Origin of the sequence: Aureimonas pseudogalii (genome assembly GCF_014196835.1) — a bacterium.
Taxonomy (GTDB): domain Bacteria; phylum Pseudomonadota; class Alphaproteobacteria; order Rhizobiales; family Rhizobiaceae; genus Aureimonas; species Aureimonas pseudogalii.
The window spans coordinates 104,405-130,714 of sequence record NZ_JACIEK010000005.1; the positions used below are offsets into that span (position 1 = coordinate 104,405).

General features: G+C 67.2%; 24 protein-coding genes, 1 tRNA gene, 1 other RNA gene and 1 pseudogene. 19 read left to right on the forward strand and 8 right to left on the reverse strand.

Going from position 1 to position 26,310, the window contains the following annotated elements; translation table 11 throughout:
* Positions 1-171 precede the first annotated feature (171 nt).
* Positions 172-3,942: an AsmA family protein gene (locus tag GGR04_RS11420; protein WP_183200024.1), complete on the forward strand. Its 3,771-nt coding sequence runs from the start codon at positions 172-174 to the stop codon at positions 3,940-3,942.
* Between the two features lie 312 nt (positions 3,943-4,254).
* On the opposite strand, the gene GGR04_RS11425 is transcribed toward GGR04_RS11420, so the two are convergent.
* The 4 genes from GGR04_RS11425 to ssrA all read right to left on the reverse strand — a co-directional run bounded on the left by GGR04_RS11425 (position 4,255) and on the right by ssrA (position 6,147).
* Complete coding sequence (locus GGR04_RS11425) at positions 4,255-4,914, reverse strand: ribbon-helix-helix domain-containing protein (RefSeq protein ID WP_183200025.1); 660 nt, start codon at positions 4,912-4,914, stop codon at positions 4,255-4,257.
* A complete protein-coding gene (locus GGR04_RS11430) occupies positions 4,911-5,120 on the reverse strand; it encodes a DUF4169 family protein (protein WP_183200026.1) in 210 nt (69 codons plus the stop codon). Before GGR04_RS11430 ends, GGR04_RS11425 begins: the two co-directional genes overlap by 4 nt.
* A gap of 11 nt (positions 5,121-5,131) precedes the next feature.
* Positions 5,132-5,734 carry an SspB family protein gene (locus GGR04_RS11435; RefSeq protein ID WP_183200027.1) on the reverse strand — a complete coding sequence of 201 codons (603 nt, stop codon included), beginning with the start codon at positions 5,732-5,734 and terminating at the stop codon, positions 5,132-5,134.
* A 55-nt stretch (positions 5,735-5,789) separates the two neighbouring features.
* Positions 5,790-6,147, reverse strand: a transfer-messenger RNA (tmRNA) gene (gene ssrA, locus GGR04_RS11440).
* A 136-nt stretch (positions 6,148-6,283) separates the two neighbouring features.
* On the opposite strand from ssrA, the gene GGR04_RS11445 reads away from it, so the two are divergent.
* The 5 genes from GGR04_RS11445 (at position 6,284) to GGR04_RS11465 (ending at position 12,283) form a co-directional block, all read left to right on the forward strand.
* Positions 6,284-7,078 (forward strand): thymidylate synthase, encoded by a 795-nt coding sequence (locus GGR04_RS11445; RefSeq protein ID WP_183200028.1) that lies wholly within the window; start codon positions 6,284-6,286, stop codon positions 7,076-7,078.
* Between the two features lie 180 nt (positions 7,079-7,258).
* Positions 7,259-7,888, forward strand: coding sequence for a dihydrofolate reductase (locus GGR04_RS11450; protein WP_312857445.1), 630 nt, complete (start codon positions 7,259-7,261; stop codon positions 7,886-7,888).
* A 196-nt stretch (positions 7,889-8,084) separates the two neighbouring features.
* Entirely contained in the window at positions 8,085-9,332 is a 1,248-nt protein-coding gene (gene hflK / locus GGR04_RS11455; RefSeq protein ID WP_183200030.1) for an FtsH protease activity modulator HflK, read from the forward strand.
* Entirely contained in the window at positions 9,329-10,387 is a 1,059-nt protein-coding gene (gene hflC, locus GGR04_RS11460; RefSeq protein WP_183200031.1) for a protease modulator HflC, read from the forward strand. The genes hflK and hflC overlap by 4 nt, the downstream gene beginning before the upstream one ends.
* 249 nt (positions 10,388-10,636) lie before the next feature.
* Positions 10,637-12,283, forward strand: coding sequence for a Do family serine endopeptidase (locus tag GGR04_RS11465; protein WP_183200032.1), 1,647 nt, complete (start codon positions 10,637-10,639; stop codon positions 12,281-12,283).
* Between the two features lie 85 nt (positions 12,284-12,368).
* Here the strand turns inward: GGR04_RS11465 and GGR04_RS11470 are convergent, their stop codons facing one another.
* The 3 genes and pseudogenes from GGR04_RS11470 to serB all read right to left on the reverse strand — a co-directional run bounded on the left by GGR04_RS11470 (position 12,369) and on the right by serB (position 13,812).
* The gene (locus tag GGR04_RS11470; RefSeq protein WP_312857441.1) at positions 12,369-12,653 is read right to left on the reverse strand and encodes a GNAT family N-acetyltransferase; all 285 of its coding nucleotides are present in this window, start codon (positions 12,651-12,653) and stop codon (positions 12,369-12,371) included.
* Between the two features lie 104 nt (positions 12,654-12,757).
* A pseudogene (locus GGR04_RS23955) lies at positions 12,758-12,934 on the reverse strand (GNAT family N-acetyltransferase); the annotation flags it as partial.
* The gene (gene serB, locus GGR04_RS11475; RefSeq protein ID WP_183200033.1) at positions 12,931-13,812 is read right to left on the reverse strand and encodes a phosphoserine phosphatase SerB; all 882 of its coding nucleotides are present in this window, start codon (positions 13,810-13,812) and stop codon (positions 12,931-12,933) included. The gene serB and the pseudogene GGR04_RS23955, both read right to left, overlap by 4 nt.
* A 20-nt stretch (positions 13,813-13,832) precedes the next feature.
* Between serB and miaA the strand changes: the two genes are divergently transcribed.
* The 12 genes from miaA to GGR04_RS11535 all read left to right on the forward strand — a co-directional run bounded on the left by miaA (position 13,833) and on the right by GGR04_RS11535 (position 24,280).
* Positions 13,833-14,756, forward strand: coding sequence for a tRNA (adenosine(37)-N6)-dimethylallyltransferase MiaA (gene miaA, locus GGR04_RS11480; RefSeq protein ID WP_183200034.1), 924 nt, complete (start codon positions 13,833-13,835; stop codon positions 14,754-14,756).
* A gap of 55 nt (positions 14,757-14,811) precedes the next feature.
* The gene (locus tag GGR04_RS11485) at positions 14,812-15,654 is read left to right on the forward strand and encodes a DUF1206 domain-containing protein (protein WP_183200035.1); all 843 of its coding nucleotides are present in this window, start codon (positions 14,812-14,814) and stop codon (positions 15,652-15,654) included.
* Between the two features lie 233 nt (positions 15,655-15,887).
* Positions 15,888-16,673, forward strand: coding sequence for a transporter substrate-binding domain-containing protein (locus tag GGR04_RS11490; protein WP_183200036.1), 786 nt, complete (start codon positions 15,888-15,890; stop codon positions 16,671-16,673).
* Positions 16,674-16,915: 242 nt separating this feature from the next.
* Positions 16,916-18,709: an acetolactate synthase 3 large subunit gene (locus GGR04_RS11495; RefSeq protein ID WP_183200037.1), complete on the forward strand. Its 1,794-nt coding sequence runs from the start codon at positions 16,916-16,918 to the stop codon at positions 18,707-18,709.
* Positions 18,710-18,772: 63 nt separating this feature from the next.
* Complete coding sequence (gene ilvN / locus GGR04_RS11500; protein WP_183200038.1) at positions 18,773-19,354, forward strand: acetolactate synthase small subunit; 582 nt, start codon at positions 18,773-18,775, stop codon at positions 19,352-19,354.
* Between the two features lie 98 nt (positions 19,355-19,452).
* Positions 19,453-20,049 carry a LysE family translocator gene (locus GGR04_RS11505; protein WP_183200039.1) on the forward strand — a complete coding sequence of 199 codons (597 nt, stop codon included), beginning with the start codon at positions 19,453-19,455 and terminating at the stop codon, positions 20,047-20,049.
* A 40-nt stretch (positions 20,050-20,089) separates the two neighbouring features.
* Entirely contained in the window at positions 20,090-21,217 is a 1,128-nt protein-coding gene (locus tag GGR04_RS11510) for an ATP-dependent DNA helicase (protein ID WP_183200040.1), read from the forward strand.
* A gap of 110 nt (positions 21,218-21,327) precedes the next feature.
* Positions 21,328-21,981 carry a TetR/AcrR family transcriptional regulator C-terminal domain-containing protein gene (locus GGR04_RS11515; RefSeq protein ID WP_183200041.1) on the forward strand — a complete coding sequence of 218 codons (654 nt, stop codon included), beginning with the start codon at positions 21,328-21,330 and terminating at the stop codon, positions 21,979-21,981.
* A gap of 45 nt (positions 21,982-22,026) precedes the next feature.
* The gene (gene ilvC / locus GGR04_RS11520) at positions 22,027-23,046 is read left to right on the forward strand and encodes a ketol-acid reductoisomerase (RefSeq protein WP_183200042.1); all 1,020 of its coding nucleotides are present in this window, start codon (positions 22,027-22,029) and stop codon (positions 23,044-23,046) included.
* Positions 23,047-23,190: 144 nt separating this feature from the next.
* Positions 23,191-23,658 (forward strand): PilZ domain-containing protein, encoded by a 468-nt coding sequence (locus tag GGR04_RS11525; protein ID WP_183200043.1) that lies wholly within the window; start codon positions 23,191-23,193, stop codon positions 23,656-23,658.
* A gap of 114 nt (positions 23,659-23,772) precedes the next feature.
* Positions 23,773-23,848 (forward strand) — tRNA-Lys (locus GGR04_RS11530).
* 102 nt (positions 23,849-23,950) lie between these two features.
* Positions 23,951-24,280, forward strand: coding sequence for a YkgJ family cysteine cluster protein (locus GGR04_RS11535; RefSeq protein ID WP_183200152.1), 330 nt, complete (start codon positions 23,951-23,953; stop codon positions 24,278-24,280).
* 79 nt (positions 24,281-24,359) lie between these two features.
* Here the strand turns inward: GGR04_RS11535 and GGR04_RS11540 are convergent, their stop codons facing one another.
* The gene (locus GGR04_RS11540) at positions 24,360-25,655 is read right to left on the reverse strand and encodes a polysaccharide biosynthesis/export family protein (RefSeq protein ID WP_183200044.1); all 1,296 of its coding nucleotides are present in this window, start codon (positions 25,653-25,655) and stop codon (positions 24,360-24,362) included.
* A gap of 241 nt (positions 25,656-25,896) precedes the next feature.
* On the opposite strand from GGR04_RS11540, the gene GGR04_RS11545 reads away from it, so the two are divergent.
* Positions 25,897-26,310: sugar phosphate nucleotidyltransferase (locus GGR04_RS11545; RefSeq protein WP_183200045.1), on the forward strand; the 414-nt coding region annotated here is incomplete at its 3' end.

Consider the following 26,310-nt stretch of genomic DNA (forward strand, 5'->3'; position numbering starts at 1 on the left):
CCGTTATGGCGGGCCGGGCACAGAGCGTTCACCAATTCGCAAGACTTCGTTTGGCGCGGGGCAAACACCCTCGACAGGCGACGTCGTTCCCGCTCAAGTCGGCGGGCGACCGCTCGCGCCGACGAAGGCGAATCCGTCGCGCCAACGACTTGCCGCGAAAGGAGGTCGCCCGTGAAAGTCTTCATCGTGCTCGGCAGCCTTCTCGTGGCCGCCTTGCTCGTTCTCTTGGTCGGGCCGCGCTTCGTGGACTGGACGGCCTACCGGGCGTCGTTCGAGACGGAGGCTTCGCGCATCCTCGGCCAGCGGGTGGTCGTGAACGGCGCCGCTTCGGTGCGCATCCTGCCGTTCCCCTCCGTCACCTTCGCCGACGTCGCGATCGGCGACGACCCGGCGGCACCCGTTCTCACCGTCCGCCGGTTCAGCATGGACGCCGAGCTCGCTCCCTATCTGTCCGGCGAGATCCGCATCTTCGACATGCGCATCGAATCGCCCAAGCTCGACCTTTCGGTCGGGGCGGACGGGCAGATCCGCTGGCCGATCGGTGCGAGCGCGTCGGGGCCGAGCACGCCGGTGGTGGTGGAGCGCCTGGAGATCGGCAACGGCGCCGTGACCCTTCGCGACGCCCGCACCGGCCGCACGCTCGCCCTCACCGACGTCGACACGACGATTGCGGCACGTTCGCTGCGCGGACCCTTCACCGGGGAGGGCACGCTCTTCGCCGCGGGCGAGCCGCTGCGCTTCACGGTCTCGACGGGCGCCGACAATGGCGACGGATCGATGCCGCTGCGCGTCACCGCGCAGTCGGACCGCGCCGGCCTCGCCGTGTCGATCGACGGGCTGGCGGCGGCCGACGGCGAGCGTCCGCTGCTCGACGGTCGCCTTCTCGTGTCCACCCTGCCGCCGAAGGAGGGCGAGACGCCGGGGCCCGAGGGGACCGCACCGCCGCCGTTCCAGCTCGAAGGTGGGCTGCGGATCACGCCGAGCACGATCGACGCGCGCGAACTGAAGGCCTCGATCGGCGGCGGCACGGCGCCCTATCTCGCGACGGGCGAGGCGTCGCTGGATCTCGGCGCGGTGCCGCATTTCGACCTGCGCCTCGAAGGACAGGAGTTCGACGTCGACGCGGTCGTCACGCCATCGAACGAAGGCGCGGCCCCGTCGATGGCCTCGCGGGTCGAGGGGTTGCGAGCGGCGCTCGCCCGCATCCCCACCGTCTCGATCCCCGGACGGGTCGCCGTGTCGCTGCCGCTCGTGACGCTCGGCGATACCGCGATCCGCAACCTGCGCTTCGCGGGTTCGCCTACCGGCGACGGCTGGTCGATCGAGACGCTGTCGAGTGAGTGGCCCGGCCGCACGCTTCTCGAGGCATCGGGCGTCGCGACGCTGCGGGGCGAGCCGCGGTTTCGCGGCTCGATGCTCCTGGCCGTGCGCCAGCCCGCCGCCTTCGTGCGCTGGGCCGGCGGCGGGGCCGATCCGGCGATCGCGCGGCTCGACCGCGCCGGCTTCTCGGCCGAGGTGGATCTGGCTGAAGACGCGCAGGCGTTCCGCGACCTCGAACTCGATCTCGGCGGCCAGATGCTCAGCGGCTCGATCGTGCGCTCGCTGCGACCGGAGGACCGCGTCGTCACCGTCGATCTCCATGGCGGGCGCGTGGAACTCGACGCCTTCGCCGCCCTGTTCGGCGCCTTCGCGGCGGGCGGGCCGGGCATCGCGCCGGGCGAGCGCCTCGACATGCAGTTCGAAGCCAATCCACTGCGCTATGCCGACACCGAGGTCGGACACGTCTCGGCGGATTTCACGCTGGACGACGGGCTGCTCGACATCGCCAGCTTCGACGCCGCCGGTTTCGCGGGCGCCGACCTGCATCTCGAAGGCACGGTGGCCGATCTTTTCTTGCAGCCCGCTCCCGATCTCAGCGTCGACGTCTCGGCGGCCGAGCCCGGGCGCTTCATCGCCTTCCTGCAGGAGCGCCTGCCGAACAGTCCGCTCCTTGCCTCGCTCCGCCGCACGGCCGCCACGCTCGGGCCGTTGCAGATGCAGGGCACGGCGGCCTCGCAGCCCGGCGCCGGCGCGCCGGCGCTGCGGGTCGATCTCGACGGCACCGCGGCGGGAACGAAGGTCGGCCTCGCGGTCGCCGTCGAGAACGGCCTGGCGGCGCGTGATCTCGACGGGCGCTTCGGGCTGGAGCTGTCCTTGGCGAACGATACGCCGGCCGTGCTTCTCGACCAGCTCGGCCTGCCTGCGCTCGGCGTCGCGACCCCCGCGCCGCTGACCCTGGTGCTGAAGGCTTCCGGCACCCCGAACGCCGCCACCGCGCATTCCCTGCGCCTCACCGCGCCGGGCTCCACGATCGGAGCGGACGGCACGATGACGATCGGGGCCGACGGGCTCGCGACGTTCGCGACGCGGCTGTCGGCCCGCAGCCGCGACCTCGCGCCCTGGCTCACGGCGCTGGCGGTGGCCGCGGGGCAGGGACTCGACGCACTGCCAGTCGATCTCAACGCGCGCCTCGCCTGGGATCGGGGTGGCTGGACGTTGAGCGATGCGAGCGGCACGGTGGCGGGCACGCGCGTGAACGCGGATCTTCGCGCGACGCCGGGTGCTTCCGTCGCCGGTGAGGTCGTCCTCTCCGAATTGTCGGGCGAATGGCTCTGGCGGCTTCTGACCGGTCTCGACGACGGCGACCCGGACGCGGCATCGACGCCGTTCGGCGCCAGCCTCCTTCCCGCACGGCCGTTCGCACTGGCGCTTTCGGCCGATCGCGTCACCGGTTTGTCCGAGGAACTGACCGGCCTGCGCACGCGCCTCATCTCGGATGGCGGCGCGCTGAGCGCCGATGGGCTGGAGGCGACGCTCGCCGGCGCTCGACTGACCGGGTCCGGCGCGTTCCGCAATGTCGCGGGCACCGCGAGCCTTCAGGCGAAGGCGCGACTGGCGAATTTCCCCCTTGGCGATGATCCCGCCGCCGACCTCCTGACCGGTCGGCTGACGATCGAGGGAACCCTCGCGGGTGGCGGGCGCTCCATGCCAGAACTCCTCGCGTCGCTGGCGGGCGACGGGGCGATCGAATTGCAGGACGCATCGCTGCGGGGCGTGCGGCCCGATCTCTTGGCGGCGATCCTTCCGGCTGCGGACGCCGATGGCTTCACGCCCACGGCCGAGAGTGTCGAGGCGCTGGTCGCCGCTGCGTCGCCGGCCGCGCGTTTCGATCTCGGCACCGCGACGCTTCCGTTCGCGGTCGCGGCGGGGACGCTGCGGGTGCCTTCGATCGACCTGCGCGACGGACCGGCGACGCTGGCCGGCGAGGTCCGGCTAGCGATGGCGCAGGCCGCGCTCGACGGGTCGCTTGTCCTCTCGCTGCCACCTTCGGACGATGCCGCCGGCGCGGCCGCGGACGCGACAACCCCCTCGCTCGCCTATCGCGTGGGCGGCACGCTGCGCGATCCCAGCCTGACGGCCGACGCGCAACCGCTCGTCGGCTATCTCGCGGCGCGTGCCTACGAGCGCGAGCAGGCACGTGTGGAAGCCTTGCAGGAGGACCTGCGCGAGAGCGTGCGGTTGCGGCGCGAGGCGCGTCTCTATCGCGAACGCCAAAGTCTTCGCGACGCCCTTCGGGACGCGCGAGAGGCTGCCGAGGTCGAAGCCGAACGTCAGGCCGCTGCTGCCGCGGCCGCCGAGACCGAACGTCAGGCCGCGGCGGTCCGCGACCGGGAGGCCGCCGCGGCGGCAGAGGCGGCGGCACAGGAGATCATGCGTCGGACGCTGTCCAACGGGGTGGTGCCCCCTCCGTCCGGACGGGAAACCTCGCCGTCGCCCGCTCAAGGCGGCGCCCCCGGCCCGCGCCTCGATTTTCGCGCGGACTCGCCCGCCGTGCCGGCAGTTCCGTCGCCGTCGCGCGGTTTCCCCGATCTGCCGGGCGTCGGCGATCCCAACGCGTTCTGACATCAACCCCGCGCCCTATTCAGTCGTAGGCGTCTTGCGGATGGTCGCTTTGTGGTCCGCGCACCGATCAACGCGTCGCTATCGGCCCAGCTCGCTCCCGTCGTTCGAAGACGCGGCGCAACCGCGCCCAAACCTGCATGAGGTTCGTCGCTTCGACGTGGTAGGGAACCGCTTGAGTCGCCGCAGGAATTGTAAGAATTCGGCGAACGGCAAGGACGGCCTTGTAGGGGGCGAGTTTGCATCGCCGCGCATGATCAAGCAGCGGCTCGGTACCTTCGCGAATCAACCTTGTGCGTCATCGTGCGGTTCGATTCAGTCAGGATCGGCATTCGTCTCGGATGGTCCGCCATGATGGCAGACGCAGATCTTGTTGCCGTCGAGGTCGCGGAAATAGGCGCCGTAATAGTGAGGATGGTAGTGCGGGCGCAGGCCGGGTGGCCCTTCGTCGGCGCCACCGGCGCGAAGGGCCAGCGCGTGGCATTGGTCGACGGTCTCCCGATCTGCCGCGAGGAACGCGACCATCGCGCCATTGCCGACGGTGGCATTTTGTCCGTCGAACGGGCGGCCGATGAGGAAGAGCGGGCGGTCGGCGCCGCTGGGCTGCCACCCGCTCCAACCGGCTACGAGATCGTGAAATCGCGCGCGCCAGCCCAGCAATGCCGCCAGCGGCGCCCAGAACGCGCGCGCGGCCTCGTGGTCGGAAACGCCGAGATAGACGTGGGAGAAGGGCGTCGTGTCCGGCGCGAGCGGCGAGGGGGCACGAGGCTGGTCCTGAAGGTCGGCAAGAACGCGTAGGCGGATCGCCGAGGAAAGGTTGGTGCCCGGCGCGCGGCCCGCGTCGATCTCGGCGACGAGCGCCGCAAGCGGCTGGCGCGTTCGCGTCGCGATGTCTCGCAGGCCCTGCCAGAAGGCATCCTCGATGCTGATCGAGGTGCGGTGCCCCTGGATCGAAAGCGACCGTTTGACGGTCATTCGCCGTCGACGCCGCCCGACTCGGCGCCAGATCGGACGATGCGCATGCCGTCGAGGCGGCGATCCTGAGTCGAGCGCTCAACGCTGGCATCGTCGCGTTGGCGTTTGGTCAGCCCGTGCCGAATGCGATTGTCCTCTGCCTTGCGCTCGTCCGCCGCGCGTGCGGCACGCTTGCGGATCTGGCGAAGGTTGACGAGGTCCCCCACGACTTGAGCCGTCAGGGCTTCTTGCGGAAGGCGTCGAGCGACACGACGTCGGCGGAGTTCTTCTCCGCCGGCTTGTCGTCGGGCGCCTTCTCGTCGGACGCAGCGCTCGGCCGCGCCTCCTTGACCGGCTTCGCCGTACCGGCGGACTTTGCTGCCTTGGACGCCGATTTCACGGCGACCGGCGCGGGCGAGGCGGGAACGGGTGCGATCGCGGTCGGCGCCGGGGCGTCCTCGTCCTGCGAGTTGGCGGCGTCCATGTCGCGCACGTCGAATTCGAGCTCGAAATTCACGGCTGGATCGTAGAAGCCGCGAATCGCGCTGAACGGCACGAGCAGGCGCTCGGGAATGTCGGAAAAGGAAAGGCCGACCTCGAAAGCCGTCTCGTTGACCGAGAGATCCCAGTACTGGTGCTGGACGACGATCGTCATCAGCTCGGGATACTTCTCGCGAAGGCGAGACGACAGCCGCACGCCGGGAGCGGAGGTCAGGAACGTGATGAAGAAATGATGGTCGCCGGGCAGGCCCGTCTTGACGACTTCGCTCAGCACCTTGCGGATGACGCCCCGCAGGGCGTCCTGCGCCAGAACATCGTAACGGATAAGATCCTGACCCATCGGGTGTCCTGGACTTCGCGTCGACCAACCGGGTCGTCACCGCGCATAAAAAACAGGTGGAGGCTTCTGTTGCCAGGCGCCTCCGGGCCCCGCCTAAGAGTGCGAACCCTCAGGGCTTGATTCGAAGTTATCGCACCGCTTACGCGGCGAGACGCACTTCCGCATAGTTGTCGTTGGCAACTACTTTTACAGCCCGATGACGGTGGTACCATGCCGAGCGAAAGTCCGATCTTTACACCCTCGTCGATCCTATTTCGCCCCCGCCTCAACCCATCGCTGGGGATGGGCTCAGGTGGAGGCGCCGGGTACCGCCCCCGGGTCCGAATGGTTTATTTCATCGTCAGTTTATCGCCATAGTCGAGGCAAGCCCCGACCCGCGGAATATAGGCATTCCCCGTCGCGGTGGAAAGCCCGAATCCGCGGTCTCCGTCGCGGCGTCGGTCAGCCTGGCGAAAGGCGGGGGCGTTCGGTGCTGGACAGAGCGGCGACGCTCGGGAATCTATCGCGCCGATGGGCCGGGTTCGCCGCGCCGTTCTCTTCGGAGCCTCCATGCGCGCCTATCTCGATATTCTCCAGAAGGTTCTCGACGAGGGAACGGATCGCGTAGACCGGACGGGAACCGGCACGCGCTCGATCTTCGGCCACCAGATGCGGTTCGATCTCGCGAAGGGGTTTCCGCTCGTCACCACGAAGCGCCTGCACCTTCGCTCCATCATCCATGAGCTGTTGTGGTTCCTGCGCGGCGACACCAACATCGCCTATCTGCAGGCGAACGGCGTGCGGATCTGGGACGAGTGGGCCGACGCGAACGGCGATCTCGGCCCCGTCTACGGCTCGCAATGGCGCTCCTGGCCCGACTATCACGGCGGGCACATCGACCAGATCGCCGACGTGGTGGAGGCGATCCGCAGCAACCCCAACTCGCGCCGCCTCGTCGTCTCCGCCTGGAACCCGGCGATGATCGACGAAATGAAGCTGCCGCCCTGCCACTGCCTCTTCCAGTTCTACGTGGCGGACGGGCGGCTGTCGTGCCAACTCTACCAGCGCTCGGGCGACATCTTCCTCGGCGTGCCCTTCAATATCGCGTCCTACGCCCTGCTCACCGCCATGGTGGCGCAGGCGACGGGCCTCCAGCCCGGCGACTTCGTCCATACGCTCGGCGACGCGCATCTCTATTCCAACCATTTCGAACAGGCCCGGCTGCAGCTCGCCCGCGAGCCGCTGGCGTTGCCGACCCTGCGGCTGAACCCGGAGGTGCGCGACCTCTTCGCCTTCACCTTCGACGACATCGCGATCGAGGGCTACGAGGCCCACGAGCCCATCAAGGCCAAGGTGGCGGTCTAAACGCCGGTATGTGAGTGGTTGTTGATTCGCAGGCATTTGTGTAGGAGGGCGCGGGTAAGGGTTCGTTAGCCTCGAAAGTCCAAGAATGACGCTTGTGCAAGCGCATCGGGACGCGTTGCGTTGGTCGAGGGTTCAGATTTGTCGCATCGACCGCGAGTCCGCCTACCTTCGGCTACATCGGTGGTAGCAAGAAGTGCAGAAAGCCACGTGATCGGCGTTGAGAATCACCTTCCGTGGCGTCTGAAAACCGATCTCGATATCTTTCGGAGGCGGACCGAAGGTCACGCTATAATCATGGGTCGAAAGACTTTTGAGTCGGTTGGTCGGCCGCTTCCAAGGCGAATGAACATCGTTCTCTCACGAACTAAATTTGCTGACTCTTCCAATTTAGTTTGGGCCGACAGTGTTTCGACTGCTATTTATCTTGCTGATAATTATTCTATCTTAAATTTTAAAAAACAATTCTTCGTTGTAGGCGGGGAAAATGTCTACCGCGCGCTTGCGAGTTATATCAATAAGGTTTTTGTCACTGAAGTGCAGTGCGGTCCTATAAATGGTGACGCGAAATTTGATATTGAATTCAACAAGAATGACTGGCAGTTGTTCCGTTCAGTCTCCTATCCGAAAAGTCTGTCAGACGAATGCGAATTCGATGTCAAATGCTATTTGAAGAGAAGAAAAGAATTCAGATCTCAATCCGTTGAAAAATTTATTCGCGAAAGGCCCGAGCTCGCGCGGTTTGTTGGGCCGTATCTGGTCGGTGTCAAGAATTCAGATGCCTTAAGCCTAGATCAGATGAAGCTGCTGTAGCATCGACGTCAGGAGGCTCAGGCAGGGTTGGCGACACACATTCCGTCGCGCTTATGATAACCATGTGATCGTATCGCCGTGTCTAAATGGCCGCACGCGCGTTGAAACGGATTTTGGCCGTTCCTATAAGGTGTTCGACGACGCGTTTCGGGTCTCGGCGAGCGCCGCACCCGTGGTTCCCATCGGAAGGACATACATGCCCTGGAGCAATCAGACGGGAAAGGGCGGCGGCGGCGGTCCTTGGGGCCAGGGACCGCAAGGCCCGCGTCCCGGCGGAAACAACAATTCCCCTGATCTCGAGGACATCCTCCGGCGCGGCCAGGAACGCCTGCGACGCGCGATGCCGGGCGGCGGGGGCGGTCGTAGCGGTGGCGGCGGAGCCAGTGGCGTCGCCTTCGGCGGTCTGATCGTCGCCGGTCTTGCGGTCGTCTGGCTGCTGAACGCGGTCTACACCGTGCAGCCGGACGAGCAAGGCGTCGAACTGCTCTTCGGCAAGCCGCGCCCCGAGCTCTCCGAGCCGGGCCTGCATTTCGTGATGTGGCCCTTCGAGACGGTCGAGACCGTGTCGAGAGCCGAGAACCAGATTACCATCGGCAGCGGCCAGCGCGGCGACGGCAGCGGCCTGATGCTGTCCGGCAACCAGAACATCGTCGACGTTCAGTTCGCCGTTCTCTACGCCGTCACCAACCCGCAGGCCTACCTGTTCAACGTGCAGGATCCGCAGGCTCTCCTGCGGCAGGTCGCCGAGAGCGCCGTGCGCGAGGTCGTCGGCCGGCGTCCGGTGGAGGACGTGTTCCGCAACGACCGGACCGGCATCGCCGAGGCGGTGCGCCAGATCACGCAGGACACGCTGAACAGCTACAATTCCGGCCTCACCGTGAACGCGATCACCATCGAGGACGCCGCGCCGCCGGCCGAGGTCGCCGATGCGTTCGAGGAGGTGCAGCGCGCCGAGCAGAACGAATCGCAGTTCATCGAGGAAGCCCGCCTCTACCAGAACGAGCAGCTCGGCCGGGCGCAGGGCGAGGCGGTGCAGATCCGCCAGGACGCCGCCGCCTACAAGAACCGTGTCGTCCAAGAAGCGCAGGGTGAATCGCAGCGCTTCACCGCCATCCTCACCGAATACGAGAAGGCTCCCGAGATCACCCGCGAGCGTCTCTATCTGGAGACGATGGAGCAGGTTCTGCGCGGGTCCAATAAGGTCATCATGAACAACGGCGTCGCCGCAGGCGGACAGGGCGTCGTGCCCTACCTGCCGCTCAACGAACTCGGCCGAGCCGGCAACGCGCCGGCCGCCGTCAACCCTACCAACGCGCCGACCCGCAGCATCCAACCCTCGGCCGGAAGCTCTTCGGGCACGATCGCGGTTCCGTCGAACGCCACGAGTTCGCTCGGACAATCGGCGGTCGGTTCCTCGACGAACGCGCAGGGGGGCAACCGATGAGCAATCGCATCACCGGCGCGATCGTCGTCGTCGCCGTCGCCCTCTTCGTTCTCTGGAATTCGGTCTTCATCGTGCGTGAAGGCGACCAAGCCGTGGTCACCCGCTTCGGCGAGATCCAGCGCACGGTCCCCCACGCGGGGCTCTACTTCAAGCTGCCCTTCTCCTTCGCCGGCGCCGACAACATCCAGGTCCTGCCGGACCGCCTTCTCCGGCTCGACCTCGACAACATCCGCGTCCAGGTCTCCGGCGGCGCGTTCTACCTCGTCGACGCGTTTCTCGTGTACCGCATCGACGATGCCTATAAGTTCCGTCGCACGGTGTCGGGCTCGGTAACGCAGGCCGAGCAGCGCCTTCGCACGCGCTTCGAGGATGCGATCCGCAGCGTCTACGGCCGGCGCAACTTCCAGGCCGCACTCTCGGCCGAGCGCGGGCAGATGATGGTCGAGGTTCGCGACCAGATCCGTCTGGAGGCCGCCTCGCTCGGTCTCAACCTGCAGGACGTCCGCATCCGGCGCACCGACCTGACGCAGGAGGTCTCGCAGCAGACCTTCGCGCGCATGCGAGCCGAGCGTCTGGCCGAGGCCGAGCGAGTTCGCGCCCGGGGCCGTGTCTCGGCGCGCGAGATCCGAGCGGCGACGGACCGAGACGTGTCGGAGACGCTGGCGAGCGCCCGGCGCGACTCGGAGGTGCTACAGGGCGAGGGCGAGGCCGAACGCAACTCGATCTTCGCCTCGGCCTATCAGGGCAACCCCGAGTTCTTCGAGTTCTATCGCTCGATGCAGGCCTACCGCACGGCGCTGGAGAACGGTGGCACGACGATGCTCCTGTCGCCGGACTCGCAGTTCTTCCGCTACTTCGACGGACAGGACGGCACGGGCGGCACGTCTCCGGCGGCGAGGGGGCCTGCCGCTGCGCAGGCTTCGCCCCCGGCTGCGAGCGCTGGGGCACCGGTTCCGCCGGTTCCGGCACCCGCGGCTCCGGTCGAGGCTGCTCCTGCGCCGGTTCCGCCCGCCGCGGCTGACACCGCCGCACCGGCTGTCGCACCGGCCAACTAACACTTCTGCACTTGGCAGGAGGCACTCACCCACCGGACCGAAAGGTCCGGTGGGTTTTTTCGCGGCCCGAGACATCGCGTCGCGCCGCGATCACCCTTGCGCGCGTGCGAGCCCCGGCCCTTGATTCGGTCGCACTTATCGGATTGCGTCGCAGGGAACGCTCGCCATGCGGGCACAGCCGAATCAAGCGCTGGCCCTCCGGTGGAGGGCGACACGGGCGGCTCCGACCGGTGCGAAGCAGGAGTTCCGATGACCGAGATCCGCCCCCGTCGATCCGCCCGTTTCCGCTCCGCCACCGGAACGGCCGCGTTGGCGCTGACCGTCGCCGCCGGCTTGGCGCTTCCCGTCCACGCGCAGGGCGTGATCCAACCTCCGACGGGCAACCAGCCGATCGCGCCGCAGCCACCGGCCGCGGCGAGCATCACACCAGGCGTCGTGCAAGGTGCGCCGCCGGTCGCGCCGGGCTCGGCGCAGCCGCGCATGGCGGGCCCGGCATCCGTCGCCGATCTCGCTGATCGACTGCTTGGCGCCGTCGTCAACATTTCGACCTCGCAAAAGGTGGAAGGGGCCGCGAACGTGCCGCCCCCGGTGCCGAAGCTCGACGCGCCCGACGGCTCGCCTCTGCAGGACTTCTTCGACGATCTCCTCGACGGCGACGAGGGTGACGGGTCGAACCGCGTCCAGTCGCTCGGATCGGGCTTCGTGATCGACCCGGCCGGCATTGTGGTGACGAACAACCATGTGATCGCCGACGCCGACGAGATCAGCGTCAACTTCGCCGACGGCTCGAAGCTCGACGCCACCGTGGTCGGCGTCGATACGAAGACCGATCTCGCCGTGCTCAAGGTCGAGCCGAAGGCGCCGCTGCGGGCGGTCGCCTTCGGCAACAGCGAGGAGGTGCGGATCGGCGACTGGGTGATGGCGATCGGCAATCCGTTTGGCCTCGGCGGCTCGGTGACGGTCGGCATCGTCTCGGCGCGCAACCGCAACATCAACGCCGGCCCCTACGACAATTTCATCCAGACGGACGCGGCCATCAATCGCGGCAATTCCGGCGGCCCGCTCTTCGACATGTATGGCAACGTCGTGGGCATCAACACGGCGATCATCTCGCCCACAGGCGGCTCGATCGGCCTCGGCTTTTCCATTCCCTCGCTGCTCGCCGAAAGCGTGGTGGCGCAGCTTCGCGAGTTCGGCGAGATGCGGCGCGGCTGGCTCGGCATCCGCTTGCAGGAGGTGACGGACGAGATCGCGGAAGGCTTGGGGCTGCCCGATGCCAAGGGCGCCATCGTCATGGGCGTCGTGCCGAACGGCCCGTCCGACAACGGCCAGATCGAGGTGGGAGACGTCATTCGCCGCTTCGACGGGCGCGAGGTGCCGACCTCGCGCGACCTGCCGCGAATCGTCGCCGAGAGCCCGGTCGGCAAGTCGGTGACGCTGAGTATTCTGCGCAAGGACAGCGTCGACGCGCCGCTGCGGCCGGTGGACATTCAGATCACGCTCGGGCGGTTGGAGGACGGCGAGAAGCAGATGGCCGAGGCCGAAGGCGCGGCCGACGATGCGGACGCGGCCACGCCGGAGGCTGCAGCGCCGGCGGACGGGCCGGTGCTGGGCCTGCGCCTCTCCGACATGAGCGACGCGTTGAAGACGCGCTATGATTTGGCGGCCGATCTGACCGGCGTGGTGGTGGAAGAGGTCACGCCGAGCTCGGCGGCGGCCGAAAAGGGCATCGAGCCCGGCGCCGTCATCAAGGAGATCGCGCAGGAGGCGGTGGAGAATGCTGCGGATGCGCGCGCCAAGCTGGCGAAGCTGAAGAGCGACGGCCGCAAGAACGCCCTGCTGCTGATGGCGGAGAAGAACGGCGACCTGCGCTTTGTCGTTTTGCCGATCGACTGAGAGGGCAGGCGGCGAGGATGGCTTCCAGACGCTCGCGTGCCGAGCGGCTGAGGCGACCGAGCGACGGGCTCCCCGACGCCAAATTTCAGCCGTTGGCCGCGTGCCACTCTTCGGCGGTGATGCGCGTCAGCGTATGGCGAACGAGATGGGGATGGGTCTGCGGATCGACGCTCGGGTGGTCGAAGCGACCGGCCAGCCGCATGCCGATGCGCCGCATCACCGCCTCCGAGGCGCGGTTCTCGACCACACAGTAGGACACCAACTCGGGAAGGTCGAGGCGCTCGAACGCGTGGCGAAGGCAGGCGCGTGCGCCTTCGGTAGCAAGACCGACGCCGTGAGCCTCCGGCAGCAGACGCCAGCCGATCTGCACCGTCGGCGCGAACGGGTAGCCCGCACCCTCGACGCCGCCGAGGCCGACATGCCGACGACCACGCCGTCCGCCTGCCGTTCGGCGGCGAGGAACTGCAGCCCGGTGCGGTCGAGGCTCTCGTTCCAGAGGTCCATCGCCGCTTCGGATTCGGCCTGTGTGCGGCGGAACGGGAAGAAGGCCATCACCGCCTCGTCGCTGTTGAGCCGGTGGAAGACGGGTCGGTCTTCCTCCCGCCAGCGGCGCAGATGCAGGCGCTCGGTGCGCAGGCCCTCCAGCGTCACGCCGCGAACTCGCTCGCCTTGTAGCCCTGCAGGAAGAGAAGCGCGGTGAGATCGCCATGGTCGATCCGGTGCGGCGCCTTGGCCGCCACCGTCGGCTTGGCGTGAATGGCGACGCCGGTGCCGGCCGCGAGGATCATCGGCAGGTCGTTCGCACCGTCGCCCACCGCGATCGCATCGGCTGGCGTCAGCCGGTGCGCGCTCGCGATCTCGTGCAGCGCCTTGAGCTTGGCCTCGGCGCCGAGGATGGGCTCGGCCACCTTGCCCGCCAGCCGGTCGCCCTCGACGATCAGCGTGTTGGCGCGGTTCTCTACGAAGCCGAGCCGCTCGGCGATCACCGAGGTGAAGGCCGTGAAGCCGCCGGAGACGAGCGCGGTGTGCGCGCCCTCGCGCACCATGGTGCGCACCAGCGTGGCGCCGCCCTCGGCCAGCGTGATGTGGCGGGCGATGACGTCGGCGATCACCGTGACCGGAAGACCCTGGAGGAGGGCCACGCGCTCGCGCAGCGCCGGCTCGAAGGCGATCTCGCCGTTCATCGCGCGCGCCGTGATCGCGGCGACCTGCGGCTTGATGCCGACGGCGTCGGCGAGCTCGTCGATGCACTCCTGCTCGATCATGGTGGAGTCCATGTCGGCGATCAGAATCCGCTTGCGCCGCCCGTGAAGCTCCTGCACCACGCAATCCACGGCGGCGCTGGCGGCCAGCTCGCGAAGCCGGTTGCGGGTGCCGGCATCCAGCGGCTCCTGCGTGACGAGATCGCAGGCGACGTCCGGTTCGAGCCAGATCGTCTCGGCCTCGCCGATCTCGCCGGCGGCTTCCTCGGCCAGGGTGCGGTTGACGCGCGGATCCCGGCGCGCCGACAGAAGGGTCACGACATACATGGTCCGGATGGCCTGACGAGATGGAGAAACCGAAGGCGATCCTGATAGCGGGGCCGACCGCGAGCGGCAAGTCGGGGCTGGCCTTGCGGCTGGCCGAGCGGCTCGGCGGCGTCGTGGTCAACGCCGATTCGATCCAGGTGTACGAGGGGCTGCGCATCCTCAGCGCAAGGCCCTCGGACGCGGAGATGGCTGGGATCGAGCATCGGCTTTACGGCCATGTGCCCGGCGATACCGTCTATTCGGCGGGCGGCTGGCAGCGCGACATGGCCCCGCTTCTGGCCGAGCTTGCGGAGAGAGGGCGTCTGCCGATCGTCTGCGGCGGCACCGGGCTCTACTTCAAAGCCCTGCTCGGCGGCTTCGACGAATTGGCGGAGGTGCCGCAGGCGATCCGAGAGCGTTGGCGCGCCCGCATGGCCGCGGAGGGGCCCGCGGCATTGCACGCCGTGCTCGGGCAGCGCGATCCCGAGGCGGCGACGCGGCTTCGCCCGACCGATCCGCAGCGCATTCTGCGCGCGCTGGAACTCGGCGAGGCGACCGGCGGCCCCTTGAGCGCGCTCCAGCGCCGCTCGGCGCCGGGGCTCCTGCGGCCCGATGAGACCTGGCGCATCACGCTCGCCCCGCCGCGTCCGCTGCTGCGAGAGCGGATCGCCCTGCGCTTCGCGGCGATGCTGGAGGAGGGGGGCATCGAGGAGGCGCGGTTCTTCCGGCAGCGGTTCGGCGCGATCGGCGTGGCGGGCGGGCAGGCCATCGGCCTCGCCGAACTCTGGCAGGTCGAGGATGGAGAGTTGTCGCTCGCCGAGGCGCAGACGCTGGCCGTCACCCGCACCCGGCAATATGCCAAGCGGCAGGAGACGTGGTTTCGCAATCAGTTCGATGCGGAGTGGCGCCGCTTCGAGAGCGCAGAGGCAGCGGAGCGGGCGCTGTCGGGCGCCGCCTTGCCGTGAAGGGAACTGCTGGGATGCCTTACCGTTGGGGCGAGGGTTCTTGCGGAGACTGGCGATGGCGAACAATCTGACGGGGATCGGCGATCATCGCGATGCCATCGAGAAGGGCGCTCGCCTCGGCTATCTCGCACGGGCCGCCGTCTTCATCGTCATCGGCTATTTCGCTTTCAAGACGGCCTATACGTCCGGCGAGACGCTGAGCCAGAAGGAGGCCATCGGCGAGATCGTGGGTTCACCCATGGGGAGCGTGATGCTGGTTCTGCTCGTGGTAGCGCTGCCCTGCTTCTCGATCTGGCGGTTCGTGCAGGCGGTGTTTGACGCCGACGGCTACGGCACGGACGCCAAGGGCATTTTTACCCGCATCGGCCGGTTCGTTTCGGGCCTCACCTACCTGTTTCTGGCAATCTACGCGGGATCGATCCTCTTCGGCGTCTCCACCGGTGGCGGCGAGGGTGGATCGCAGATCCTCAATCGCTGGGCGACGGTCTTCGGTCCGTGGTTCACGATTCCCGCGGGGTTGGTGATGCTCGGTGTCGCCGGTGCGCAGTTCAAGAAGGCCTATAGCGGCGACTTCCTGCGCTTTCTGTCGTTGCCGCCGGCGCAGGCACGTTGGATGACGGCGGTCTGCCGCTTCGGCATCGCGGCGCGCGGCCTCGTCTTCGCCGCCATTGCGGTGCTCTTCTTCACGGGCGCCTCGCGTTGGGACATCGCTCATCCGCCGGGTCTGGAAGATGCCCTGTCGGAGATCGGATCATGGCCCTATGGCTGGATTCTCCTCTCTGCGACGGGTGCGGGTCTCGTCGCCTTCGGCATCTATGCCCTCATCCTCTCGCGCTACGGCCATATCCGCTCGCCCGATCTCGATCCGAGCGAAGCGTTGAAGACGATCATGTCCTGATTCGATCGCTGCCGACGATCCGTGACGCCCGGCGCCTTCCTGGTGCCTGCGAAGTCGGCACCACGCCGTGGGGAGAACAGGCATGGTGCCGTCCCCTAGCTCTGTCCGAACGATCTCAGGCGAACCCCCAGCCAATCGGCGGCCGCATCCTTGACGGGGCCGCAGGGCAAAACCTAGCGTCGCGGGATGTCCGCCCTTCCGGTCGGCCATGTCGCACGCCAGAAGGATCTTCCATGCCGACCACGCTTCGCTTCCTCCTCGCCTCGTTCGTCGCGACCGCCTGTCTCGGGTCTACGGCGCAGGCCGCAGAGGCGACGAGCCGGCTCGACGACGTGGTGCAGCGCAAGGTGCTGAACGTCTGCACCACCGGCGACTACCGGCCCTTCTCCTATCGCGCCGACGGCGCCAACGACTTCACGGGCATCGACATCGATCTCGCCCGCTCGCTCGCCAAGTCGCTGGAGGCCGAGGCGGCCTTCATCCAGACGAAATGGTCGGATCTCCTCGTCGACTTCCAGACAAAGTGCGACATCGCGATGGGCGGGATCTCGAAGACGCTGCCGCGCCAGAGGCAGGTGTCGATGAGCGCCCTGTACATGGTCAACGGCAAGGCGCCGATCGTGCGCTGCGATGACGTGTCGAAGTATCAGAGCGTCGCGGCGATCAACCAGCCGGGCACGCGGGTCGTCGTCAATCCCGGCGGCACCAACGAGAAGTTCGCCAAGGCCAGCTTCGACAAGGCCGAGATCCGGATGTTTCCCGACAACCGCACGATCTTCCAGGAGATCCTGGATGGGCGGGCCGACGTGATGGTGGCCGAGTCGATCGAGGTGAAGCTGCAGGAGAAGCTACATCCCGGCCTCTGTGCCGTGAACCCGGACCAGCCCCTGCAATATGGCGAGATGGGCTATCTGCTGCCGCGCGGCGACGTCGTGTTCAAGGACTACGTCGACCAGTGGATGCATCTGGCGAAGGCGACGGGCGAATTCGACGCGATCCTCCAGTCGAACATGAAGTGACGTCGACGTGAAATCGGCGATTGACGCGACATAAGGCAGGGCCTACTGTTCCGTCCCATGTACACGGCAAAGCTCATTCTCGTAGGAAGGCGCACACGCGAGGCGGTCTGACGACCACCCGGCTGATGCCACGTGTGCGCAAGACAAAGGCCCCCTCGAAAGGGCCTTTTTTTATTGCCGAAATTTCTGGAAACGAACGAGCCGACCCCTCAAGATCGGCGCCCAACTCGACAGGCCGAACCATGAACGAGATGACGATCGACACCGGGATCCGCAAGATGACGGGCGCCCAGATGGTGGTTCAGGCCATGAAGGACCATGGCGTCGAGCACCTCTTCGGCTATCCCGGCGGCGCGGTTCTGCCGATCTACGACGCGTTGTTCCAGCAGGACGCGGTGAAGCACATCCTCGTGCGGCACGAGCAGGGCGCAGGCCATGCGGCGGAGGGCTATGCCCGCTCCACCAACAAGGTCGGCGTCATGCTGGTCACCTCCGGCCCCGGCGCGACCAACGCCGTGACGCCGCTGCAGGACGCGCTGATGGATTCGATTCCGCTCGTCTGTATCACCGGCCAGGTTCCGACGACGCTGATCGGCTCCGACGCCTTCCAGGAATGCGACACGGTCGGCATCACGCGGCCCTGCACCAAGCACAACTGGCTCGTGAAGAGCGTCGAGGATCTCGCCGAGATCCTGCACGAGGCCTTCCACGTCGCGACCTCGGGTCGGCCGGGTCCGGTCGTCGTCGACATCCCGAAGGACGTCCAGTTCGCGACGGGCACCTACACGCCGCCCTCCGCCTCGCACGCGACCGAGCGCTATCGCCCGCGGCTCGATGCCGACCGCGGCCGGATCGCCGCGGCGGTCGAGCTGATGAAGTCGGCGAAGAAGCCGATCCTGTACACGGGCGGCGGCGTCATCAATTCGGGGCCGGAAGCGTCGCGGCTGTTGCGCGAGCTCGTCGCAATGACCGACTTCCCGATCACCTCGACCCTGATGGGGCTCGGCGCCTATCCGGCGTCCGGCGCCAACTGGCTGGGCATGCTCGGCATGCACGGCACCTACGAGGCCAATCTCGCGATGCATGACTGCGACGTCATGATCTGCGTCGGCGCGCGCTTCGACGACCGCATCACCGGGCGGCTCGACGCCTTCTCGCCGAACTCGAAGAAGATCCACATCGACATCGACCCCTCGTCGATCAACAAGAACGTGCGCGTCGACCTGCCGATCATCGGCGACGTCGCGCATGTGCTGGAAGCGATCATCGCCTGCTGGCGCGAGACGGGCGCGCCCACCGACCGCACGGCGCTGGCCGAGTGGAAGGACCGCATCGCCCATTGGCAGGCGCGCAACTGCCTTGCCTACAAGCAGGACGGCGACATCATCATGCCGCAGCATGCGGTGAAGCGCCTTTATGAGCTGACCAAGCACCGCAAGACCTACATCACCACCGAGGTCGGCCAGCATCAGATGTGGGCGGCGCAGTTCTACGGCTTCGAGGAGCCCAACCGCTGGATGACCTCCGGCGGACTGGGCACCATGGGTTACGGCCTGCCGGCGGCGGTCGGCGTCCAGATCGCGCACCCGGACGCGCTCGTCATCGATATCGCCGGCGACGCCTCGATCCAGATGATGACGCAGGAGCTCTCCACGGCCGTCCAGCACGGGGCGCCGGTGAAGGTCTTCATCCTCAACAACCAGTACATGGGCATGGTGCGCCAGTGGCAGCAGTTGCTGCACGGCAACCGCCTCTCGAACTCCTATTCTGAGGCGCTGCCCGACTTCGTGAAGCTGGCCGAGGCCTATGGCGGCGCGGGCATCCGCATCGAGAAGGCCGGCGATCTCGACGCCGGCATCGAGGCGATGATCGCCATCGACCGCCCGGTGATCGTCGACTGCTGCGTCGCCAATCTCGCCAACTGCTTCCCGATGATCCCGAGCGGCAAGGCGCACAACGAGATCTTGCTGCCCGACGAGGCGAGCGACGAGGCGGTGGCGAACGCCATCGACGCCAAGGGCAAGGCGCTGGTCTAGCGCTTCCCGGCGGGGCATAAGCCCCGCCGATCCATCTCTCGCCCCGCTTGCCGAAAGATCGCCATGAACCGCCCCGTCCAGCCGCCGGCCTCGGCCTATTTCATCACCGACGAGAAGCCGGCGATCGAGTCTCGCACCTTGTCGATCGTGGTCGACAACGAGCCGGGCGTGCTGGCCCGCGTCATCGGCCTGTTCTCGGGGCGCGGCTACAATATCGAGAGCCTCACCGTCTCCGAGACCGACCACAACAAGCACCTGTCGCGCATCACCATCGTGACCAAGGGCGCCAGGCCGGTGATCGAGCAGCTGAAGAGCCAGCTCGACCGGATCGTGCCCGTTCACCGGGTGGTAGACCTCACGCAGACGGCCGTGGGCCTTGGCGAGGACGGACCGATCGAGCGCGAACTGGCGCTGGTGAAGGTGGCGGGCCGCGGCGAGGACCGCGTCGAGGCGCTGCGCCTTGCGGACGTGTTCCGCGCCAAGGCCGTGGATTCCACCACCGACCATTTCGTCTTCGAGATCACCGGCAAGACCTCGAAGATCGAGAAGTTCATCCAGATCATGGCGCCGCTTGGTCTTGTCGAGGTCTGCCGCACCGGCGTCGCCGCCATGAGCCGCGGCAAGGACCCGATTACCGAGGGCTGACGCGCCTTCGTTCGCATGCCCTTCCCCGTGCAGCGCGTCCGCCTTGGTCCCGAGGGGCGGGCGCCCCGCCGGTTCGTTCTCCATTCAGGTGCCGGTCGATGACCACGGATCTTCTTCTCGCGCTGTTCACCTTCGCCCTCGTCTCGTCGGTGACGCCCGGGCCCAACAACATCATGCTGATGACGTCGGGCGTGAATTTCGGCTTTCGCCGCACCATCCCGCATATGCTCGGCATCGAGTTCGGCTTCGGCATCCTGCTTCTGGCAGTGGGGGTGGGCCTCGGCGCGGTGATCCACGCGGTGCCCGGCCTGCAGCTCGTCATGAAGGTGGCGAGCGCGGCCTATCTCCTGTGGCTGGCCTGGAAGATCGCCTTCTCCAAGGGCTCCAGCGAGGCCGATGCCGGCGTTTCGAAACCCATCACCTTCCTGCAGGCCGCGCTCTTCCAGTGGGTGAACCCGAAGGCGTGGGCGATGGCGCTGGTGGCCATGGGCGCCTATGTCAGCGGCGATTCGCCGTTACTGTCGGTCGCCGTCATCACCGCCGCGTTCCTCCTCGTCGGCATTCCCACCGCGTCGATCTGGACCGGCTTCGGCATCGGCCTTCGCCAGTTTCTGGCCGACCCACGCCGCCTTCGCATCTTCAACGTCGCGATGGGCCTCGCGCTCGTCGCAACGCTGTGGCCCATGCTGCGCTGACGGGCTTGCCGCCCGGGGCGATTTCTGCGACGCGAAGAGCATGAAGTTCTCTCCCCAGCAGGACGAGGCGCTGGTGCGCGTTGCCGATTGGCTCGCACGCGGCGACCAGCCGATCTTCCGCCTGTTCGGCTATGCCGGCACCGGCAAGACGACGCTTGCGCGCCACTTCGCCGAAGGCGTGGAGGGCGGCGTGCAGTTCGCGGCCTTCACCGGCAAGGCCGCGCAGGTGCTGCGCTCGAAGGGTGCGAAGTCGGCCAAGACGCTGCATTCGCTGATCTACCGCCCGCGTGGCGAGGAGACCGCAGAGGACGAGGGCACCGGCACGGCCCGCGTTTCGCCGACCTTCTCGCTCAATCGGCAGAGCCCGGTGGCCAAGGCCAAGCTCATCGTCGTCGACGAGTGCTCGATGGTGGACGAGGCGCTCGGACGCGATCTTCTGTCCTTCGGCACGCCCATCCTCGTGCTCGGCGATCCCGGCCAGCTGCCGCCGATCTCGGGCGGCGGCTTCTTCACCGAGGCGGAACCCGACTTCCTGCTTACCGAGATCCACCGGCAGGCGCGCGACAACCCGATCCTCGCGCTGGCGCTCGATGCGCGCGAGGGGCGTGAGATCCGGCTGGGCGACCACGGCTCGGCCAAGGTGATCTCCAAGCGCGACGTCGATCGCGACGAGGTGCTGGCGGCCGATCAGGTGCTGGTCGGCACCAACCGCACGCGGCGCCTCTACAACAACCGGCTGCGCGAGCTGAAGGGCTTCACCGGCGCGCTGCCGCAGTCGGGCGACAAGCTCGTGTGCCTGCGCAACGACCCGGCCAAAGGGCTTCTCAACGGCTCGCTCTGGCAGGTGATGACGGCTTCGCCCGAGACGGTGAAACCCGGCACCAACCTCATCGTGAAGCCCGACGACGACGACATCGACAAGGGTGCGGCGAAGATCAAGCTGCTGAAGGAAGCCTTCGAGAACCCCGCGGCCGAGATCGCCTGGGCGACGAAGAAGCGCTACGACGATTTCGACTACGGCTACGCGCTCACTGTCCATAAGGCGCAGGGGTCGCAGTGGAACCACGTCATGCTCTTCGACGAAAGCTGGGCGTTCAAGGACACGCGCGAGCGCTGGCTTTACACCGCCATCACCCGCGCGGCCGAGAAGCTCACCATCGTCAAATGAGGTGAGATGTGGATCGCCGGGGTGATCCTGCTCCGCCTCTTGCCAATCGCCACCGGCACCGCTAGACCGCGTACCGTAACGTACGGTACGCGCAATGGGGGCGGAGAGCGGTGGAGGTGTCAGCGGAAATCGACGGCGCCAGACCGACGGATCGCCAGCGCGAGGTGCTGGACGCCGCGCTGTCGCTGCTGGTGGCGAGCGACGAGACGCTGACGATGACCGCCGTGGCGCGGCGCGCCAGCTGCTCGAAGGAAACGCTCTACAAGTGGTTCGGCGACCGCGACGGGCTTCTCACCGCGACGGTGCAGTGGCAGGCCGCGAAGGTGAGGGCGGTGCCCGTCGACGCCCACACGCTGGATCGCGACCGCCTCGTGCGGGCGCTCGAAGGCTTCGCGGTGGACTGGCTGACGGTGCTCTCGGGCGAGACCTCGGTGGCGCTCAATCGGCTCGCCGTCGGTCATGCCGGCTCCGAGAAGCGCGATCTCGGTGCCATCGTGCTCGAGAACGGCCCCTTCGCCATGCGGCGCCGGCTCGGCAGCCTGCTGGAGGCCGGACGCGTCGCCGGGCTGCTTCGCTTCGAGAGCGCCGAATCGGCCTTCAGCACCTTCTTCGGCCTCGTCGTGCGTGACGTGCAGATCCGCCTGCTGCTCGGCGACCGCGCGGCGCCCACAGTGGCCGAAATCGATCGCGACGCCGGCGCGGCGACGCGCCAATTTTTCGTCCTCTTCGGGACGAGCGAACCCGCGGCCCCCATCGGCCGCTGAACCCCTCCGGCCGCAAGAGCCGGGACAACTGGAAGGAACCGCCCCATGCGCGTCTACTACGATCGCGATGCCGATCTGAACCTCGTGAAGTCCAAGAAGGTCGCGATCGTCGGCTACGGCAGCCAGGGCCGCGCCCACGCGCTGAACCTGAAGGATTCCGGCGCCGCGAACGTCGCGATCGCGCTGAAGGAAGGTTCCGCCACCCGCCAGAAGGCGCAGGCCGACGGCTTCCAGGTGATGAACGTCTCCGAGGCCGCCATGTGGGCCGACCTCCTGATGATGGCGACGCCGGACGAGCTCCAGGCCGACATCTACAAGGCCGAAATCGAAGGCAACATCCGCGACGGCGCCGCGATCGCCTTCGCGCACGGCCTCAACGTGCATTTCGGCCTGATCGAGCCGAAGAAGACGCTCGACGTGGTGATGATCGCGCCGAAGGGCCCGGGCCACACGGTGCGCGGCGAGTACCAGAAGGGCGGCGGCGTGCCCTGCCTCGTGGCCGTCCATCAGGACGCCTCGGGCAACGCCCTGGATCTGGCGCTCTCCTACGCCTGCGGCGTCGGCGGCGGGCGTTCGGGCATCATCGAGACCAACTTCAAGGAAGAGTGCGAGACCGATCTCTTCGGCGAGCAGGTCGTGCTCTGCGGTGGTCTGGTCGAGCTCATCCGCGCCGGCTTCGAGACGCTGGTCGAGGGCGGCTATGCGCCCGAAATGGCCTATTTCGAGTGCCTGCACGAGGTGAAGCTCATCGTCGACCTGATCTACGAGGGCGGCATCGCCAACATGAACTACTCGATCTCGAACACCGCCGAGTGGGGCGAGTACGTCACGGGCCCGCGCATCATCACGGACGAGACCAAGGCCGAGATGAAGCGCGTGCTGAAGGACATCCAGTCCGGCAAGTTCACCTCCGACTGGATGCAGGAGTACCGCTCCGGCGCCGCCCGCTTCAAGGGCATCCGCCGCATGAACGATCGTCACCAGATCGAGGAAGTCGGCGAGAAGCTGCGCGGCATGATGCCGTGGATCGGCAAGAACAAGCTGGTCGACAAGGCCGTCAACTAATCGCCTGTCAGGCGCGGAGCGGCTTCGCGTCGCTTTTGCCCAGGCCGTTGAACGACGGCATATGATTCGCATCTGCGGGGCCGGTCTTGGAGACCGGTCCCGCATTTTTGTGGACACTGCAGGATTCAAGCCTTCTCAACCTTCTTGCCGCAAGTTGCGGGGGCGGAACCGTTGTGTAGGGGGCCCCCAGTGGCTGCGATCGATCCATCGGCTGGAGGGGACAGCGAGCGCCGCATCGCGCCGCGAGTTCGCACGCTCAAACGGGCACAGATCCTGTTCAACAACCGATTCTCCACGCTCGACTGCGTGGTGCGCAACATCTCGGCCACCGGTGCCCTGCTGACGATCGACGCTGCCGCGCCGCTGCCGCGAACGTTCGAACTGCGTGTCGGCGACGAAGAAGCCATCCGTCCCGCCAAGCTTGTCTACCGGCGCGAACTCTTCGCCGGCATTCATTTCCTCGACTTGCCCGACGACGGCGAGAGCGCGCCGCCGCTCGCGCAGGCACAGGATATTGCCGCAAGCTTCGACGCGCAGGCCGCCGCGGCCTCGCTGCGCATCGTTCCCGCGCCGCTTCCGCGCGGCCTCGTCGCCTGCTTTTCCTGGTTCTGACGTCGGCTCGTTTTTTGCTGCGGCTGCGCGGATAGGTGCTGGACAAGGGTGAGGCGGTTGGCTATACACCGCCTCGCAGACGACGAGTTCTTCTGCAGCGCCCACAAGCGCTTCGGGTGATTAGCTCAGTTGGTAGAGCAGCTGACTCTTAATCAGCGGGTCGTAGGTTCGAACCCTACATCACCCACCATCTTTCTCCGAATGACTTGAACGTTTCTGCCTTGGTCGAACCCGAGGTGCGAGGTTGCTGGCCGCGTTCGGCAGCTTCAATGTGCGTTCGAGGAGGCCTCCCATGCTCGATCTCGTGCCGGCCCCGTTCGATTGCCAGAGCTGTGGCGCCTGCTGTTCCTATTCCGCGGAATGGCCGCGCTTCTCGTTCGAATCGGATGCGGCGCTGGATCTCATTCCGCCGGCGCTCGTGGCGGCCGATCTCAGCGGCATGGCCTGCGAGGATGGGCGCTGCCGCGCGCTGGCTGGGCGCGTGGGGGAGGGCACCTCCTGCACGATCTATGCCATTCGCCCCGAAGTCTGTCGCGAATGCCAGCCGGGCGATCCCGAATGCCTCATCGCCCGACGCGCGCATGGGCTGCCGGTCGACGGGATGTCGCTGCCGCAGGTCTGATCGTTGCGGCTCTGGTGATCCGCCGGGGCCAAGTGGACCCCGACGAAGTTTGACGGGACGCTCGAACGGTTTCGAGCCTTCAGCGGGCGGGTGCGGGCTCGCCCATCGTAGCGGCGGCAAGACCCTCGCCCGGTGCGACGGCAGCGGCGCGATCCGCCGACCCCAGCGAAACCTCCACCGTGTCGCCGGGCTGCAGAATCGTGTCTTCGTTCCCGTCGATCTGCACGTAGCGATCGCCTTCGCGTCGCGTGATGGCGATGCGGGGCTTGCCGTTGCCGGCTCCGGTGAGGAGAGACGGCGCGAAGAGCTGCTGACGGCGGCTGAGCTTCTCGATCTGGGCGCGCAGGTTCGATACGGTGATCGTCGTGTCCTGCAGGTCGGAGAGATTGTCCATTCCGCTCTGCGTGTCGACCTTCTCCAGCGAGCGCTTAAGCTCGACCAGTTCGCGCTCGATGCGCGCCACTTCGGCCGAGGTTTCGAGCGAGCGCGTCGCCACGAGGAAGACCGCGCGCTGCGCGTCGTTGAGGCGGGCGACCTGCGTCAGCCCCTTGCGGAGCAGCTCCTCGACGCGTCGCAGCTCCTCCTCGTAGTTCTTCGTCTCGTTCTCGAGGTTGCGCTTGGACTGTTCGAGATAGGAGTAGCGCGCCTCCGCGTTCTTGATGCCCTCCGCGATGTTCTCGCGCTCCTTCTGCCGGTCGGCGAGGCGCGAATCGAACTGCTGGCGTTCGAGCGCCTCGAACTGCTTCACCATCGCCGGATCGACGCCGGCGATGTCCACCTTCGAGAAGTCGGGTTGGGTTCCGTCGAGTTCGGCCTGGATGCGGGCAGCCTTCATCTGGGCCTTGGCGAACTGGGTGAGCACGCCGCGATACTCTTCCTCGCTGCCGGCCGCCTCCAGCGTGTAGTCCTGCCGGTTGCGGAACATGCTGTAGCCGCCCGCCACGGCCGCGGCCTGGCGCACCGTCATGCCGAACCGGAAGCTCTGGGCACCTGGGGTCAGCACGTCGCCCGAGAGGTAGATCGGCCGATATTCGGCGACGCCGAGAATGACGCCTTCGGGATAGACGACGTTCCAGGTCGTGTTGCCCTGCGCATCCACGCCGGCTGGATAGGAGGAGGTCTTCAGCTTGTCCACGACGTCGCCGCGCAACTCGTCGATCGAGCGCCCGCCCGCCCGGAACTGACCGCCGATCGGCAACCGGATCGATCCGTCCGAACTGACGGGCACCTTCTGCGTGAAGTTGGGAGCGCCGACGATCGCGAAGTCGAGAATGTCGCCCGGCTCGAGCTGGTAGTCCTGCGCCCGGGCGAGCGATGCACAGGCGAGCCCCGTGATCGCGGCGGCACAGGATGCCAGGAAGACGGATTTCCGCATGCGTCCAACCACGTCCTATATCCTTCCGATGTCGCCGAACCGACGTCGACGTGCCTTCGCATGCCAATGTGCGCCGAGTTTGTCGAGCTTGGGCCCCGGAGCCGATCCATCGTCGATCCAGAGGCGACCGATAAAACTTAGGCATCCTAACCATGTTGCCAGGCGCTATGCCAACGGGTGATGGTTCGATCGGACCGAAGGGCCTATAGAGCCTGTCATGCGCAACACCGGAGGAGCCTTCATGCGCCCGAACGACGTGCATCCCATCATCATCGCCGGTGGCGCGGGCACGCGGCTCTGGCCGGTGTCGCGCGACACGATGCCCAAGCAGTTCGTGCCGCTTCTCGAATCGGGCCGCTCGACCTTCGAGGAGACGATCCTGCGGATCGCCGGACCGGGATTCGCGCGTCCGATCGTGGTGACGCACTCGGAGTTCCGCTTCGTGGTGGCCGAGCAGCTCGCGCGCCTCGGCGTCGAGGCCGACATCGTGCTCGAACCCGAGCGCCGAGATTCGGCGCTGGCGATCGCCACCGGCGCGCTTCTGGCAGGAAGCCGCGACCCCGAGGCGCTCTGCCTCGTGCTGGCCGCCGACCATATCGTCGCCGACGACGAGCTCTTCGTGGAAGACTGCCTCACCGCTGCGCGCTGCGCGCTG

Coding starts and splice junctions, on each gene's coding strand:
- GGR04_RS11465 (WP_183200032.1), top strand. CDS start 10,637: ATGACCGAGATCCGCCCCCGTCGATCCGCCCGTTTCCGCTCCGCCACC.
- GGR04_RS11495 (WP_183200037.1), top strand. CDS start 16,916: ATGAACGAGATGACGATCGACACCGGGATCCGCAAGATGACGGGCGCC.
- GGR04_RS11535 (WP_183200152.1), top strand. CDS start 23,951: ATGCTCGATCTCGTGCCGGCCCCGTTCGATTGCCAGAGCTGTGGCGCC.
- GGR04_RS11485 (WP_183200035.1), top strand. CDS start 14,812: ATGGCGAACAATCTGACGGGGATCGGCGATCATCGCGATGCCATCGAG.
- GGR04_RS11425 (WP_183200025.1), bottom strand. CDS start 4,914: ATGACCGTCAAACGGTCGCTTTCGATCCAGGGGCACCGCACCTCGATC.
- hflC (WP_183200031.1), top strand. CDS start 9,329: ATGAGCAATCGCATCACCGGCGCGATCGTCGTCGTCGCCGTCGCCCTC.
- ilvN (WP_183200038.1), top strand. CDS start 18,773: ATGAACCGCCCCGTCCAGCCGCCGGCCTCGGCCTATTTCATCACCGAC.
- serB (WP_183200033.1), bottom strand. CDS start 13,812: ATGTATGTCGTGACCCTTCTGTCGGCGCGCCGGGATCCGCGCGTCAAC.
- ilvC (WP_183200042.1), top strand. CDS start 22,027: ATGCGCGTCTACTACGATCGCGATGCCGATCTGAACCTCGTGAAGTCC.
- GGR04_RS11540 (WP_183200044.1), bottom strand. CDS start 25,655: ATGCGGAAATCCGTCTTCCTGGCATCCTGTGCCGCCGCGATCACGGGG.
- GGR04_RS11490 (WP_183200036.1), top strand. CDS start 15,888: ATGCCGACCACGCTTCGCTTCCTCCTCGCCTCGTTCGTCGCGACCGCC.
- GGR04_RS11510 (WP_183200040.1), top strand. CDS start 20,090: ATGAAGTTCTCTCCCCAGCAGGACGAGGCGCTGGTGCGCGTTGCCGAT.
- GGR04_RS11505 (WP_183200039.1), top strand. CDS start 19,453: ATGACCACGGATCTTCTTCTCGCGCTGTTCACCTTCGCCCTCGTCTCG.
- GGR04_RS11435 (WP_183200027.1), bottom strand. CDS start 5,734: ATGGGTCAGGATCTTATCCGTTACGATGTTCTGGCGCAGGACGCCCTG.
- GGR04_RS11445 (WP_183200028.1), top strand. CDS start 6,284: ATGCGCGCCTATCTCGATATTCTCCAGAAGGTTCTCGACGAGGGAACG.
- hflK (WP_183200030.1), top strand. CDS start 8,085: ATGCCCTGGAGCAATCAGACGGGAAAGGGCGGCGGCGGCGGTCCTTGG.
- miaA (WP_183200034.1), top strand. CDS start 13,833: ATGGAGAAACCGAAGGCGATCCTGATAGCGGGGCCGACCGCGAGCGGC.